12 protein-coding genes are annotated in these 15,070 nt (G+C 49.2%); 6 read left to right on the top strand and 6 right to left on the bottom strand.

From position 1 onward, the window contains the following. Positions 1-44 precede the first annotated feature (44 nt). Genes PsW64_RS13880 through galU form a run of 3 tightly spaced genes read right to left on the bottom strand, consistent with a single transcriptional unit; the run spans position 45 to position 3,265 of the window. Positions 45-1,331, bottom strand: coding sequence for a nucleotide sugar dehydrogenase (locus PsW64_RS13880; RefSeq protein ID WP_063303999.1), 1,287 nt, complete (start codon positions 1,329-1,331; stop codon positions 45-47). A gap of 21 nt (positions 1,332-1,352) precedes the next feature. After that, on the bottom strand, positions 1,353-2,363 hold the full coding sequence (locus tag PsW64_RS13875; RefSeq protein WP_063303998.1) for an NAD-dependent epimerase: 1,011 nt from the start codon (positions 2,361-2,363) through the stop codon (positions 1,353-1,355). Between the two features lie 17 nt (positions 2,364-2,380). Then, positions 2,381-3,265 (bottom strand): UTP--glucose-1-phosphate uridylyltransferase GalU, encoded by an 885-nt coding sequence (gene galU / locus PsW64_RS13870; protein ID WP_063303997.1) that lies wholly within the window; start codon positions 3,263-3,265, stop codon positions 2,381-2,383. 261 nt (positions 3,266-3,526) lie between these two features. On the opposite strand from galU, the gene cysQ reads away from it, so the two are divergent. From cysQ to eno, 6 genes are all read left to right on the top strand, one after another. Further along, positions 3,527-4,336, top strand: coding sequence for a 3'(2'),5'-bisphosphate nucleotidase CysQ (gene cysQ / locus PsW64_RS13865; protein ID WP_063303996.1), 810 nt, complete (start codon positions 3,527-3,529; stop codon positions 4,334-4,336). 71 nt (positions 4,337-4,407) lie between these two features. Beyond that, positions 4,408-5,316: a sulfate adenylyltransferase subunit CysD gene (gene cysD / locus PsW64_RS13860; RefSeq protein WP_063303995.1), complete on the top strand. Its 909-nt coding sequence runs from the start codon at positions 4,408-4,410 to the stop codon at positions 5,314-5,316. Then, a complete protein-coding gene (gene cysN, locus PsW64_RS13855; protein WP_063303994.1) occupies positions 5,317-7,242 on the top strand; it encodes a sulfate adenylyltransferase subunit CysN in 1,926 nt (641 codons plus the stop codon). It abuts the gene before it with no gap. Positions 7,243-7,457: 215 nt separating this feature from the next. Then, entirely contained in the window at positions 7,458-8,048 is a 591-nt protein-coding gene (locus PsW64_RS13850) for a hypothetical protein (RefSeq protein WP_063303993.1), read from the top strand. Between the two features lie 466 nt (positions 8,049-8,514). Then, positions 8,515-9,363 (top strand): 3-deoxy-8-phosphooctulonate synthase, encoded by an 849-nt coding sequence (kdsA, locus tag PsW64_RS13845; protein ID WP_057466280.1) that lies wholly within the window; start codon positions 8,515-8,517, stop codon positions 9,361-9,363. Positions 9,364-9,553: 190 nt separating this feature from the next. Continuing rightward, complete coding sequence (eno, locus tag PsW64_RS13840) at positions 9,554-10,828, top strand: phosphopyruvate hydratase (RefSeq protein WP_057466281.1); 1,275 nt, start codon at positions 9,554-9,556, stop codon at positions 10,826-10,828. Between the two features lie 484 nt (positions 10,829-11,312). Here eno and PsW64_RS13830 read toward each other — a convergent pair whose 3' ends face one another. The 3 genes from PsW64_RS13830 to PsW64_RS13820 form a co-directional block, all read right to left on the bottom strand. Continuing rightward, the gene (locus PsW64_RS13830; RefSeq protein WP_063303991.1) at positions 11,313-11,969 is read right to left on the bottom strand and encodes a DsbA family oxidoreductase; all 657 of its coding nucleotides are present in this window, start codon (positions 11,967-11,969) and stop codon (positions 11,313-11,315) included. Between the two features lie 105 nt (positions 11,970-12,074). Next, positions 12,075-13,316: a hypothetical protein gene (locus PsW64_RS13825; protein WP_063303990.1), complete on the bottom strand. Its 1,242-nt coding sequence runs from the start codon at positions 13,314-13,316 to the stop codon at positions 12,075-12,077. A gap of 8 nt (positions 13,317-13,324) precedes the next feature. Continuing rightward, positions 13,325-14,998 carry a class I adenylate-forming enzyme family protein gene (locus tag PsW64_RS13820; RefSeq protein WP_063303989.1) on the bottom strand — a complete coding sequence of 558 codons (1,674 nt, stop codon included), beginning with the start codon at positions 14,996-14,998 and terminating at the stop codon, positions 13,325-13,327. Positions 14,999-15,070 lie beyond the last annotated feature (72 nt).

The raw sequence follows: 15,070 nt of genomic DNA, 5'->3' as shown, positions 1-15,070 counted from the left end.
ATAAAAACTACGAAGGCTTGGGTGTGAGAATGCCCAAGCCTTTTCTATAGGCGCCATAGAAGCACATGCTCTGGTGTCTTCTCCCTTTCCAAAAGACCATGAAGATCGGCTACAAAGACTTTTTCTGCACTTAAGTACCGCTCCATCACATGCCAAGGTTCTTCGTTTTCGAAGAATGCATGATGGGGAACTGCCAGAATAACTGCATCACAGTCACCCGGTGGAGTTTCCTGGTAGAGTTCGACGCCAAAGTGCTCTTTCGTGTGTTCCGGATCGGCTAAAGGGTCGACAGCGAAGATATGGGCACCGAAGCGTTCCAACTCTCTAATCAGGTCGATTACTTTGGAATTTCGCGTGTCAGGCACGTCTGCCTTGTATGTGATGCCTAAAATGGCAATGCGAGGTGGCATGGGGCGTGCAAGTTTTACGCAGCCTTGAATGACTTCTGTTGCAATGAACTTGCTCATACTTTCATTGGTTCCTCGTCCTGCAAGGATGACCTGAGGGGAGAAACCAAGCTGGTGTGCTTTATCTGTCAGGTAGTAAGGGTCAACGCCGATACAGTGTCCGCCGACCAAACCGGGATGAAATGGCAGGAAGTTCCATTTGGTTGAAGCTCCTTCCAGAACATCGCGTGTATCGATATCCATGGCATGGAATAGCATGGAGAGCTCATTCATGAGGGCTATGTTCAAGTCACGCTGTGTATTCTCAATGACCTTGGCCGCCTCTGCGACTTTGATGGATGAGGCTTTGTAAACACCTGCTTTGACGATCTTTCCATAAAGCTCCGCCAGTGTTTCAAGTGCATCTTCTGAACTGGCTGCAACGATTTTGAGCAGGTTGGAAAGTGTGTGTTTTTTGTCGCCGGGATTGATCCGCTCGGGTGAGTATCCAATCTGGAAATCCTTCTGAAATCGCAAGCCGGACTCTCGTTGCAAAAGGGGGATTGCGATCTCTTCGGTGGCGCCGGGATAAACTGTAGATTCGAACACTACGATGTCGTTGGGCTTCATGAAGGCCCCAACGATTTTTGAGGCTTTTTTGATTGGGCCGAGATCAGGGCGTTTGGAGATGTTTATTGGAGTGGGAACTGCAACGATGTGGATCCGCGCCTGTCTGATATCAGGCGCGGAATACGTGAGCGTTAGGTTTTTGGAAGAAAGAGCCGTCTTGCTGACAGATGCAGTTCTGTCATTTCCCTCGAGAAGCTCTTGGACCCGGTGACGATCTATGTCGTAACCAATGGTTTTGATACCTGCATGCGCCAACGCACAAGCAACAGGCAAGCCTACATAGCCAAGCCCGACAACTGAGACGATTTCTTCCATAAAATGGCACCTTGGGATGTCCTACACATTGTAGTAATCCCGATACCATTTGACGAAGTTTGCAACCCCTGCCTTTACGGAGGTTTGCGGTTTGAAGCCCGTTGTCTCAATCAGATCTGTAACATCAGCAAAGGTGGCTGCAACGTCTCCAGGCTGGAATGGTAAGAACTCTTTCTTTGCGGTCATGCCCAGCGCGTCTTCGATAGCGGCAAGATAGTCCATCAGCTGAACCGGATCGCTGTTGCCGATGTTGAAGACCTGATACGGTGCGCTGGAGGTCGCCGGATCAGCTGCTTTTCCATCCCAATTATCCGTACGTTTTGGGGGGAGGTTGGAAACCCGCACAATACCTTCCACAATATCATCCACGTATGTGAAATCACGGATCATATTGCCGTGGTTGAACAGCGGGACAGGTTTACCCTCTAATATGGCCTTGGTGAATTTGAACAAAGCCATATCCGGACGTCCCCAAGGACCGTAAACGGTGAAGAACCGTAGGCCTGTGCAAGGGATGTCAAAGAGGTGGGCGTAGGAATGGGCCATGGCCTCGTTGGCTTTTTTGGTTGCAGCATAAAATGAAACCGGATGATTGCCGCCGCGATGTGTCGACAACGGCATTGTTTCATCTAGCCCGTAGACTGAGCTGGTGGAAGCATAGACCAGATGCTTTACATCATGCGCGCGAGCGCCTTCCAGTATAGATAGAAAGCCAGTGACGTTTGCATCGACGTAAGACTGAGGACTTTCCAGCGAGTAGCGCACGCCTGCCTGAGCTGCGAGGTGAATGACCTTTGAGGGTGCATGTTGCTTGAAAATGCGCATAACAGCCTCTGCATCTTCAAGCCTGATCCGTTCCTCTGTGAAATGGTTAGAGGATGTGAGGCGTTTCAATCGCTCTTCCTTCAGCGTCACATCATAGTAGTCTGTGACACAATCCAGGCCGATGACATGATAGCCATCTTGTAACAGACGGAGGGCTACAGCGTTGCCGATAAAGCCGGCAGTGCCTGTTACAAGTACTTTTTCCATTTCACGTTTCCCGATACTCAGCTGGTTTTTACAAGAAGCTTATCCAACATTGGGCGTAGCTGAGCAGCCAGCTCCGAATCATCCAATGCATAAGCGACATTTGCCGACAAGAACCCTGAGCGAGAACCACAGTCGTATGTTTCTCCACGGAATTCGACGCCGTGGAAGTCCTGCCGGCCCATCAGTGTGAGCATGGCATCGGTGAGCTGGATTTCACCACCGGCACCGGTGCTCTGGTTTTCGAGAAGTCCGAAAATCTCTGGCTGCAGGATATAACGGCCATTGATGTAGAGATTAGATGGTGCAGTCCCTTCTGCTGGCTTTTCAACCATACCAGTGATGGAGAACGTGTCGTCAGCGCGTGGAGCATCCCGCTCGACAATGCCGTATTTGTGTGTTTGATCCCACGGCACTTCCTCAACTGAGATGATGTTGCCGCCATGGTTCTCATAGGCCTCTACCATTTGTGAGAGGCAGCCTTTCGGTGCTTTCATCAACATGTCTGGCAGCAGAATAGCGAAAGGTTCATTGCCGATGATGTCGCGTGCACACCAGATCGCATGCCCCAGGCCGAGAGGTTCCTGCTGACGGGTAAAACTGGTTGTACCTGCGGAAGGGCGGATCTTTTCAAGAAGTTCCAACGCATGGTCTTTGTTTCTGCGACGCAGAGTTTCTTCCAGCTCGTAAGCAATATCGAAGTGATCTTCGATCACCTGCTTGTTTCTGCCTGTTACAAATACGATGTGCTCAATCCCGGCAGCGCGAGCTTCATCAACCACGTATTGGATGATAGGCCGATCCAGAATGGTCAGCATTTCTTTTGGAACGGCTTTTGTTGCAGGAAGGAAGCGGGTGCCCAGACCTGCAACCGGGAGAACAGCTTTTCGTATCGCACGTGTCATATATTTGAATTCCTTAGGTCAAGGAGATCGAAACAGTCATTTTCTTAGCACTTATCTGCAGCGAATTAGGCTCGTCAATGGTACCAAATGAATTTGTCCTAGGACATAATGCTTCGATTGCCCGAAATTTGAATTACTCATTCTTTAGAGATGTTCATTCGCAGTCAATTATCGCGAAATTGTGAAGCTCTCTTGTTTCTCCAGAACATGCTGTTCTAAAAGTTACTTCCGAATGAACAAGATGCAATCAGAGGTATAATTGTGATTGAAGGTTTTAAACTTGCGGCATTGGAAGCCGGACAACGAATTCTGGGGATTTATGGAGAGGACGTTCAGTCTAAAAAAAAGGGAGACGGGTCACCGGTCACGGTTGCTGATCAGCTGGCGGAGGAGATAATTCTGAAACATCTAGCTGTTTTGTGTCCTCATGTACCAGTCATCGCTGAAGAATCTATGGAGGCCGGGGTCATGCCTGAAACTGGTTCTTTTTTCATTCTTGTTGACCCACTTGATGGCACGAAGGAATTCATCAACAGGAACGGAGAGTTCACTGTCAATATTGCTTTGATTGAGAACGGCAAACCGACAAAAGGAGTTATTTATGCCCCTGCAACTGGTGAGTTATTTTGGGGAGAAGATAACAAAGGTGCCTTTCGTGCTGATGCAAAAGGTCTTGAGTGGGGTGATGAATCTCAAATGAGTTGTAAGGCGGTTTCTGAGGAACTGTTAGTTCTGGCAAGTCGTTCGCATCGCTGTGAGAAAACCAATACCCTCATTTCAAAGCTAGAGAACTCTTCAATTATAGCCGCGGGTTCTTCTTTGAAATTTTGTCGTCTTGCGGAGGGAAAGGCAGATTTCTATCCACGCATGGGGCCAACGATGGAGTGGGACACAGCTGCTGGACAGGCAATTCTGTGTGCAGCTGGGGGAAGCGTTATAGTGGAAGGCGGAGAGCCACTTGAATATGGCAAGCTGGAAACGCCTCAAGGCAAGCCTTTCGCAAATCCTTGCTTCCTTGCGGTCGCAGACGAAAAAATTATTTCCCATTATGGCTTAAGGTCGGGTTGGTAAGCTTCGGCGCATCAATGCTCAACCGTTAAACTCTGGATCAAGACTTAACGACACGTCCTTTGGAGACCGTGATGGGCATTGATAGCCAGTCGCATTTGCGACGACTAGAAAACGAGAGCATTCATATTATTCGCGAGGTAGCGGCAGAGTTTGACAACCCTGTGATGCTTTATTCCATTGGTAAAGACAGCGCGGTGATGCTGCACCTTGCTCTTAAAGCCTTCTATCCTTCCAAGCCCCCATTTCCTCTACTGCACGTGGATACTACGTGGAAGTTTCAGGAGATGATTACTTTCCGTGATTACACGGTAGATAAGTATGGACTGGATCTGATCGTTCACACGAACGAAGAGGGCGTCAAAAACAACATCAATCCATTTGATCACGGCAGCTCCAATTATACGCACATCATGAAAACGCAAGCGCTGAAAGAAGCGCTTACGCAATACAAGTTTGATGCAGCTTTCGGTGGTGCGCGGCGTGATGAAGAAAAATCGCGCGCGAAAGAACGCGTTTTTTCGTTCCGTTCTGCGAGCCATGGTTGGGATCCTAAGAACCAGCGCCCGGAACTGTGGTCACTTTATAACGGTCGGATTGCCAAAGGTGAATCTATTCGCGCATTCCCGCTCTCCAATTGGACTGAGCTGGACATCTGGCAGTACATTCTGGCTGAAGGCATCGAAATTGTACCTCTCTACTTCTCTGCCAAGCGACCCGTGGTTGAGCGGGATGGCACTTTGTTGATGTTGGATGATGATCGCTTTCGTCTGGAACCAGGTGAGAAAGTTGAGCAACGGGATGTTCGTTTCAGAACTCTTGGATGTTATCCGCTGACAGGGGCTGTGGAATCCACAGCTGATACTCTTGAAGATATTGTGAGTGAGATGCTCATTGCCCGGACTTCTGAACGTAGTGGTCGCCTGATTGATCATGACAGCTCCGGCTCAATGGAAAAGAAGAAGCGTGAGGGGTATTTCTAAATGAACAAGATCGCGCCAGTGGCAGAAGCATTTGATCTGTCCACCTATATCAACTCACAAGAGTCCAAAAGTTTCCTGCGGTTTTTGACTTGCGGCAGTGTCGATGATGGAAAGTCCACGCTTATTGGTCGCTTGCTCTACGACACCAAGCTGATTTTTGAGGATCAGCTGGCAGCGCTTGAGAAAGATAGCCGCAAGCACGGAACTGTTGCAGACGAAATTGATCTTGCGTTGCTCGTGGATGGCCTTGAAGCTGAGCGAGAGCAGGGGATCACGATTGATGTTGCTTACCGCTTTTTCTCGACTGAAAAACGGAAGTTTATTGTTGCTGATACACCTGGGCATGAACAGTATACGCGGAACATGGCGACCGGGGCGTCAACGGCAGATCTTGCAATTTTGTTGGTTGATGCGCGCAATGGACTGCTAACGCAGACACGTCGCCATGCGTTTATTGCGTCTTTGTTGGGCGTGCGTCATGTGGTTCTGGCGGTCAACAAGATTGACCTCGTTGACTATGACCAAAAGCGGTTTGAAGAAATCAAGGCGGATTTTGAGAGCTTCTCATCTGGGTTTGATTTTGACAGTAGCGAAGTCATTCCGCTTTCAGCGCGTTTTGGTGACAATGTGACCACCAATAGCGAGAAACTCAGTTGGTTTACTGGTCCGACTTTGCTTGAACACCTTGAAAATGTTGAACTTGGTGAAGAGCACAGTGAAGCAGCGTTCCGTTTTCCAGTTCAGTGGGTGAACCGTCCAAATCTGGATTTTCGCGGATATAGCGGCACTGTTCGTGGCGGATCTGTTAATGTGGGTGATGAAGTTGTCGTTGCCCAGTCTGGCAAAACCAGTCGCGTTGAAAAGATTGTCACCATGGATGGTGATCAGCTGCGAGCTGATGACGGTCAATCGGTTACTCTGACATTGGCTGATGAGATCGATATTTCTCGTGGCGATGTTCTGGCGCCAGCGCACTCACGACCTGATGTAAGTGACCAGTTTGCCGCTCATCTGATCTGGATGTCTGAAAATGCAATGTTGCCGGGGCGTCCATACCTTTTGAAGTGTGGTACTAAAACCATCGGGGCAAGTGTTACTGAGATCAAACACAAGGTAGATGTGAACACGTTTGATCATCATGCGGCAAAGCAGCTGGCTCTTAATGAAATCGCGTTCTGTAATTTGGCGCTTTCTGAAGCAATTGCGTTCGACCCGTATGAAGCAAACCGGGATACTGGCAGCTTTATTCTCATCGACAGAATGACGAATGAGACTGTTGCTGCTGGTCTGATCTGGTTTGGATTGCGACGGGCAACTAATGTTCATCGTCAAGCCCTGGATGTGAACAAGAAAGCGCGTGGCGGCCTTAAAGGGCAGAAGCCTGCAGTTCTCTGGTTTACAGGGCTTTCAGGTTCCGGGAAGTCGACCATCGCGAATGCGGTGGAACAGAAGCTCCTGAGCCTAGGACGGCATACATATTTGCTTGATGGTGATAATGTTCGCCACGGTCTGAATAAAGATCTTGGATTTACCGATGCTGATCGCGTTGAAAACATCCGCCGAGTTGCTGATACATCGAGACTCTTTGTGGACGCAGGGTTGATCACACTGGTTTCCTTTATCTCGCCATTTAAGGCTGAACGTCAGCTTGCTCGTGATTTGCTGGATACGGACGAGTTCTTTGAAATCTTTGTCGATACAACTCTAGAAGAGTGTGAAACACGTGACCCTAAGGGACTTTATGCCAAGGCCCGGAAAGGTGAGATTTCCAACTTTACTGGGATAGATAGTGCTTATGAAGCCCCTGAGGCTCCGGAATTGCACCTGAAAACTGCAGGGCGCACTGTTGAGGCTCTGGCTGATGAGATCGTCGACCGCTTGCTTAAAGATGGCTATATTGGCTCGGACAATACCTGGGTCATCTAAAACACCAGTAAGTTTTTGGAATTTGAAGCCGGGGACGAGAGTTCCCGGTTTTTCAGTTTCAAGTGAGTGTTTTATCAGGCATGGTTTATGCCAATCTTTCCGAATTGCTCTAAGATTTTTTTACCAAGGTGAGACCTCGTAATTTTTCGCAGGGTCGATATCAGGTAGTTTCTCGCTGCGTTTGTGCTGTCATGGCAAAACAGTTGGAGGAATAAATGCCAAAGGCTCTCAAAAAATATAAGAATGTCAAAGAGTTCTTGAGTGGTGTGTCTGCTTTCCAGAAAGAAATGGAAAAGAAACATAAACTCCCGGCTAAAGATGTCGCTAAATACGGCAAGTTGACGAATGATAAAGCGGCTGTCGAAAAGGCCTATATGAAACTCGTCGAAGATGAACCGAAGCTAAAGAAAATTTCTGCTGATATTGAAACAGGTCAGAAAGCCCTCAAATCTCTTGCGAAAGCGCAGGACGACTATATCAAGGCACATAATTTGGTGGAGCAAATCACCAAGGGAATGAAAACTTTGGAAGCTGAAGCTGGGGGAGACAAGAAAAAGCTCATTGGCGTTGAAAAGTATCAAAAACTTCGCCAGCATTTAGATACTGCGAACAAAGGTTATGATGCCGCTGAGAAGAAGATTGCTCAGGTGACCGCGCTCCAAAAGCAAGTTGAGCGGTTTCAGGATACCTATGAAAAAGAGCGAGACAAAATAGCAAAGAGTTATGGAGTTACCTTAACAACAGATGCGAAGAGTTTGATTGTTCTTATGGGGAAGACTGCCGAGATGTCTATGGTTATTGGATGACGCTGTTTTAGCCTAGTGGATATTTCGCTTGGCTACACAGTTTCTGATGGTTCGCTTTTGTGTTGGCGCTGTTATGTTTCATTTAAGCTCAGTGTGGGTGGCAACGTATAAATTGGCCGGTTGCTTCAATATGCTCATCAAAGAATGTGTTTTGAACCACAGGCTTTGGCTAGTGAAAAGGTAGCCATCCAAGTTGAGGCGTTGCACTCATCTACTCACAGATGAGATGCATTCTATGCAGTGCGTGCTGTTGTTAGAAATGCATTGGACCAAGCAAGGTGATGACTGCAGTTATCCCATGAACCTCAAGCTTTTTAGCGTTCACAGATTTGGAGGACTGGCTGTAAGATCTGCGTATGTCAAAGGTCTCTGTGGAACGCATCGCATCGTTCCTGCTCTTGTAATTTGGAGCCAAAGCGCCTAATCAGCTTTTGGATTATTTTCACGCCTTTAAGGAGATCTCTTCGTGTCTCAACCAAATTCAGAAGTTTCAGTTGGAAACGCTGTCTTTTCAAATGATAAGCCGTTTTCTCTTATTGCTGGACCATGCCAGATGGAGAGCCGCGCACACGCCATGGAAATGGCTCAGGCTGTCAAAGAAATTGCAGAAGAACTGAATATAGGTTTGGTTTTTAAAGCGAGCTACGACAAGGCAAACCGGACTAGTCTGTCTGCCAGCCGCGGTATGGGCATGGCCAAAGGTCTGGAGGTTTTTGCCGAAATCAAAGAAACCTACGGCTTGCCGGTGATTACCGATGTGCATGAGCCAAACCATTGTGCGCCAGTTAGTGAAGTATGCGATATTTTGCAGATTCCAGCTTATCTGTGCCGCCAAACTGACCTTCTTGTTGCTGCTGCTAAAACCGGCAGAGCGCTGAATGTGAAGAAGGGGCAGTTTCTCGCGCCCTGGGACATGAAAAACGTCATGACCAAAGTGGTTGAGAGTGGCAACTCCAATGTGATGCTGTGCGAGCGTGGCGCAACATTTGGCTACAACACACTTGTTTCAGACATGCGCGCTCTGCCGATTATGGCGGACATGGGTGCTCCGGTGGTGTTTGATGCAACTCACTCTGTACAGCAGCCTGGCGGCCTTGGTGGCACATCTGGTGGACAGCGCGAGTTTGTTGCAACACTGGCACGTGCTGCTGTTGCCGTTGGCATCGCAGGTCTGTTTGTGGAGACGCACGACGATCCTGACAACACCACGTCATCTGATGGTCCGAATATGATTCCTCTAAACCGACTCAAAGACTTGCTGCTGTGGCTGCAAGAGTTTGACCGGATCGCGAAAAACGGAAGTTTTACGCTTTAGATATTTCACGGCACCTAAGGAAAGTGACAAAATACTGCGTTTTTACGTAGAGGTGCGACAAAATACATTCGTTTATTCCCAAGGATTTACAGAAGGGTACGGTCTCTTCTCTTCCTTGGGGGCAGTACCTCGGGTAAAAGCTCTTAGAGCCAAAATTCCACACTCTACAAGTACATTGGAGTACTCTTAGATGACTGCTATCATCGACATTATTGGTCGCGAAATCCTTGACAGCCGCGGCAACCCAACTGTTGAAGTTGATGTGCTTTTGGAAGACGGCTCCTTCGGTCGGGCTGCAGTTCCGTCCGGCGCCTCCACTGGCGCATTTGAAGCTGTTGAACGCCGCGATGGCGGTGAGCGTTACCTTGGCAAGGGTGTTGAGGACGCTGTAGAAGCTGTAAACGGTGAGATCTTTGATGCTGTCGGCGGTATGGACGCTGAAGACCAGATCAAAGTTGACCGTGCTATGATCGAACTTGATGGTACCGAAAACAAAGGCCGTCTTGGTGCAAACGCTATTTTGGGCGTTTCTCTTGCTGTTGCGAAAGCTGCTGCAGAAGCGGCTGCGATGCCACTTTATCGCTATGTGGGCGGTTTTGGTGCACGCACGCTGCCAGTTCCGATGATGAACATCATCAACGGTGGTGAGCATGCTGACAATCCAATCGATTTCCAGGAATTCATGATCATGCCAGTGGGCGCAAGCTCTCTGCGTGAATCTGTTCGCATGGGTTGTGAAATCTTCCATACGCTCAAAAAAGGTCTTTCCGCTGCTGGCCACAACACCAATGTGGGTGATGAAGGCGGTTTTGCTCCTGGTATCGGTTCTACTGATGAAGCGATCGGTTTCGTGCTGAACGCTATTGAGAAAGCTGGTTACACTCCTGGTGACGATGTGATGCTTGCATTTGATGCAGCTTCCACTGAGTTCTACAAGGATGGCAAGTATAACCTGAAGGGCGAAGGCAAGATCCTTGGTTCTGATGAAATGGTTCGCTACCTTGAAGATCTGGTGAGCAAGTACCCAGTATTCTCCATCGAAGACGGTATGGCTGAAGAAGATTGGGATGGCTGGAAGTCTTTGACCCAAGCGATCGGCAACAAGTGTCAGCTGGTAGGTGACGATCTGTTCGTGACCAACTCCGAGCGTCTTGCTCGCGGCATCAAAAACGACACTGCAAACTCCATCCTCGTGAAAGTGAACCAGATCGGTTCTCTGACTGAGACCATGGAAGCTGTCGATATGGCGCACCGTGCAAGCTACACTTCTGTCATGTCTCACCGTTCAGGTGAAACCGAAGACAACACCATTGCTGACCTGGCAGTTGCATTCAACTGTGGCCAGATCAAAACTGGTTCGTTGTCCCGTTCTGACCGTATGGCTAAGTACAATCAGCTTATCCGTATCGAAGAAGAACTGGGCCTCCAGGGCGTGTTTGCTGGTCGTTCTATCCTGCGCGGATAAGAAGATCTTCAGCATTTGCTTGAAATTAAGAAAGCCGGTCCATTTGGGCCGGCTTTTTTGCTTTCTACATCCTGATGAAAATGCCGTACAAAAAGGTTCCGACTTTGAATATGAACCACCCTGCAAATAGATAACCCCACATATACGGGACGGCTAGGAACCCCCATGCCGCCATCAGACCGAGATCATACAAAGAGTGCCCAATATCAATCCCATAAATGATGCAGGAGATTATACCTTTCGATGAAAATGAACAGTCAGTGCTCGAACTAATCACGAAGAGCGCTGCAATACTTGCAAGCCAAATGGCAATGGGAGTTAGTAGCAGCGCGATGAAAGTCCTAAGGCTCATGCATGCAAGGTTATACCTGCAAGCAAAACAGAGCCACTATTGAAATCCAGCAGTTGAATATGTGGCTTTGTTGTTGCGCTTGGAATTTATCTTCAGAAGTTCGTTGAGCGCATAAAGACGCGGCTACTTCTTTTAATCGCCAGTTTTTGTTTCCTCGGCGTGGCGGATTGCTGCTGCGAGTGTTTCGGGATTTTCTGCTCCTGCCACTGCAAAGCGGCCATCTATGATGAAGAAGGGAACGCCTGTTACGCCAATTTCATGAGCACGGACCACATCTGCTTCAACTTCTTTTACGTCCTGATCCGTGTTCAATAGATCAGAAACGAGCTTGCTGTTGAGGCCTGCGCGTTCGGCGGCGTTGGTCAGGACTTGTTTATCGGTCAGGTCAGCGCCTTCTGTGAAGTAAAGCTTGAACAGCTCTTCGACTATCGCGTCCTGCATGCCTTCAGAACGGGCCCAGCGGATCAACCGGTGGCTGTCGATTGTGTTGGGGGATTTCGTGATTGCCTCGAACTTGAAGTCAATTTCTTCTGCTGCACCGGCATTGCTTACCTGAGCGTAGATCTCTTTTGCCCGTTCAGCTCCGCCAAACTTGTCTTCCAGATAATTTTTGCGATCCTTGCCTTCTTTTGGGAGGGTCGCATCAAGTTGGTAGGGGTGCCATTGAACTTTTACGGTGCTGTCCGGCAGCATCATTAAGGCTTTCTCCAGTCGGCGTTTGCCGATGAAGCACCATGGGCACATGACATCGGAGATAACATCAATGACAATCGGGGCAGTAGTAGACATCAGTATTCTCAGTTATGGGTTTGTCGCGTTAGCTCTACAATCTATCAGGAATATCCGATAGTTTCCCATGAAAACTCTCACAGTTTCGTGAGGAGGTGGAAGAGCTTATCCGTTGCCCAAGCCTGTGGTGCGTACCATGACGAGCACGCGGTTGGAGAGCTGTTCCATGCCTTTTTTGCTGCGTAGAACGGCAACAGGTCCACGGCCTTCAATGTTAGCAACGAAGTCTTCATCACGGCAAACGGCCATTGCTATGGAAAGGACAGTTCCGCTCCAGTACATTTGATGCTGTGCAAATGCTTGAGGATTGCTGCCAGTGAAACGTTCTATGAGTTCAAGAAGATTGAGTTCGTAGATGGACTCACCACGCCGTTTTGTAGATTCTTCTAGAAGTTTCAGGTAGTTGAGATATTTTTGCTCGGAAAGGAAATCATCATTATCCTGACGTGCAAGCCATTGGCTGGAAACAGTCAGGATTGCATCGGTCAAACGCTGGCGTCTGCCCGCGCGCAAGGCGCTAATGATATGACCCGTGAGCGCTTTATCTGAGACCTCACCGAGCAGGACATCAGTTGCACCTGCTGAATAGAGGAGGTGTGCGGATTCTTCGTCAACGCTATGTGCAAGTATGGGCAGGTTGAAATAGCGCGGATCAGCTCGCAGGCGCTCAATCTCTTCGCAAGCTTGCCATGCGGGCATGTCGATCAAGACTGCTTCAAATCGGCGCGCTGTCAGATAATCCTCTGTCATATCGGAGGAAAAACCGCTGACGATTTCTACAGGCATATCCAACAGAGCTTGTGTGCGTCCAAAGTGCTTGCCAAACCCAGCAACGAGTAGTCCCGCAGATTTTAGCGGGCCGAATTCGATCTTATACTCTGGCAATGGGCCAAATAGGCCACGGCGCAGGCGCGCTTCCTCAGCTCTGTTGGCAAGACGTCTCAAACCGGCAATGCGTGGCAGCAGTACATCTGGTGGTATTGCATCACTCACACTTGCGCTTGGTTTTAAATCCAGCGGAACAGGCGCACTGCCACTTGTAATAATAAGAAGCGGAACTTCGACACCGGGGCCTTTTCGGAATTGCCTAATGGTTTGCGTGAGTTCATCAAGCTCAGGAGGATTATCTTCCTGCCAGGGCAAAAGAATGCATATGGGAAGAACGTTTGCACCCTGTAGCTCGTCGATGAGCTGCGCGCTGGTTCGAACTGCGACCAGACGATCGGATAGCACGGTCAAAGGCTCCAACATATCAAAGACATGATTTTGCACCGGTGCGATCAACAGGATTTTGCCCCAACTGGAATCGTGCGTTTCAGTCTCTAATGGTTGGCTATGATCGGCCATTCATCCTCTCAGGCAACCGCTTCCACCGATTTTGGCTGGGAGCGTCTGGTCAATTTCTGTCGGTCTACAGTGCCATCTTCTGTCATTGGTAATGCGCGGAGTGACAGAATTCTATGTGGCATCATTGTCAGGCTGACGCGTGATGCGTCGAGGTAGGCGTAAAAGGCTTCCACATCAACGAGAAGACCTTCTGACGGTACCACCGCGACCATAAGGCGTGCACCCATTAATTCATCTTCTACCAGAAAAGCAGCCGCTTCTTTTACCCCCGAGAATTCACTGTATATTTCGTCGAGGCGTTCCAGCTCCAGCAAACCGGGCGCTTTTTGACCGGGCGTTCCAAAGCCATGAATTGCTCCAGTAACGTCATGTACGCCAACAGGGATTTGAGTAATCAGCCCATGCTCATTTTGCTCGTTGCTGAAGAATGTCAGATGAGATTCGTTGGTCGGCCAATCTGCATCCGGGACCATCGCACCCTTGAGTTTGAGGTGGTATCCGGGCGCTGTTGTCGAAACTTCCTGTGAATATTCCTCATTTATTTCAACGGGATCAATATTAATAAGGCACGGGCCGTGGGTGGATGTGCTTGGGGCAAACTGGTTGCCCGGAATGAGCGGGACAGGCTCCTCAGAGGTTCCTCGCAAATGTGCCACCAGTGCATATTCATCCAACACATGGAGGTCTGTTACGATGCCTTTGGCTTTGTATTTGGCAGGCGTTGGAGAGGTGATTGCCCATGTGGCAACGGTGTTTGTTTTCCAGCCTTCCAAGGCCCCATCGATGTGAGAAGCAAGCGGTCCGGGGGTCAAAATATAATTTGCCTCAATGGAGCGTGCGTGATCCGTTAATGTGGATAAAGCATGTGGATGGTGGAGATGCAGCGTCCCTTCGCTCAGTAGCCACGGGACCAAACCGGCGCCAATTCCGGTAATTCCGCACAAAATATACGGCAGCAAAATCCGTGCACCAGGCTCTAGTCTTGTCTCAAGAAACGGCATGAGGCCTGTGGAGACCCAGTGGTTATGGCTGCGTGGGATTGGGCTGATTTCAGATCCAGAGTGAACCCAGGTGAGTGTGGCAACATGATTGGCAGGTGCGCCGTCCCGTTCTACCACCGGCTCCGGGAAGGAATCCCCACTTTCAGCCAGCATGGGTGCCATATCGATGAGGCCGTCGGGAATGTCGCTGCCGAGGCCAAAAACGAAACGCAGAGAGAAAAAGTCAGCGGCAGCGTCGCGCGCTTCTTCGCCGAGCATGCGGGTTTCAACGCGATCTGCTGTGATCAGTGCTTTGGCATCTACTGTGCTGAGTGCGCGTAAAATCTCAGAGTGGCGCCAGTGCAGCGGGAAGGGGGAAACAATCAGGCCAGCGCGCAGTGCTCCAAGAATGCAAAGAACATTATCGACTGTATTGGGAGATTGGAGGCCCAAAATGTGGTCGGGTTCCATCCCTACAGCTGCGAAGAAGCCAGCAATTCTGCTGATTTCCTGCTCTGCTTCGGCATAGGTCAGGTGGCGTGGCTTGCCGCCGGTCCATGTTTCTCTGTCGGGTGCATCGACCAATGCCAAGCGGTTTGGATGTTTTTGCGCAGCACGCCGGAACAGCATATCAAGAGTGATATTGCCCCAAACTCCAGTTGTGCTGTGGTTTGCAATGGCATCGGTATTTGACAGTATCATTTAAGGTAAGTCCGCTAAGCGACTGAGAAATTAGAGATTCGACAAATTGGTTAATAGACACTTTTGTTGAGT

The organism is Pseudovibrio sp. W64 (genome assembly GCF_001623145.1).
Taxonomy (GTDB): domain Bacteria; phylum Pseudomonadota; class Alphaproteobacteria; order Rhizobiales; family Stappiaceae; genus Pseudovibrio.
This window is presented reverse-complemented; position numbering and strand designations above follow the sequence as displayed.

Bases quoted from the DNA above. Each gene is read 5' to 3' on its own strand.
- eno (WP_057466281.1), top strand. From the start codon at position 9,554: ATGACTGCTATCATCGACATTATTGGTCGCGAAATCCTTGACAGCCGC.
- PsW64_RS13875 (WP_063303998.1), bottom strand. From the start codon at position 2,363: ATGGAAAAAGTACTTGTAACAGGCACTGCCGGCTTTATCGGCAACGCT.
- PsW64_RS13850 (WP_063303993.1), top strand. From the start codon at position 7,458: ATGCCAAAGGCTCTCAAAAAATATAAGAATGTCAAAGAGTTCTTGAGT.
- PsW64_RS13825 (WP_063303990.1), bottom strand. From the start codon at position 13,316: ATGGCCGATCATAGCCAACCATTAGAGACTGAAACGCACGATTCCAGT.
- PsW64_RS13820 (WP_063303989.1), bottom strand. From the start codon at position 14,998: ATGATACTGTCAAATACCGATGCCATTGCAAACCACAGCACAACTGGA.
- PsW64_RS13880 (WP_063303999.1), bottom strand. From the start codon at position 1,331: ATGGAAGAAATCGTCTCAGTTGTCGGGCTTGGCTATGTAGGCTTGCCT.
- cysN (WP_063303994.1), top strand. From the start codon at position 5,317: ATGAACAAGATCGCGCCAGTGGCAGAAGCATTTGATCTGTCCACCTAT.
- PsW64_RS13830 (WP_063303991.1), bottom strand. From the start codon at position 11,969: ATGTCTACTACTGCCCCGATTGTCATTGATGTTATCTCCGATGTCATG.
- cysD (WP_063303995.1), top strand. From the start codon at position 4,408: ATGGGCATTGATAGCCAGTCGCATTTGCGACGACTAGAAAACGAGAGC.
- galU (WP_063303997.1), bottom strand. From the start codon at position 3,265: ATGACACGTGCGATACGAAAAGCTGTTCTCCCGGTTGCAGGTCTGGGC.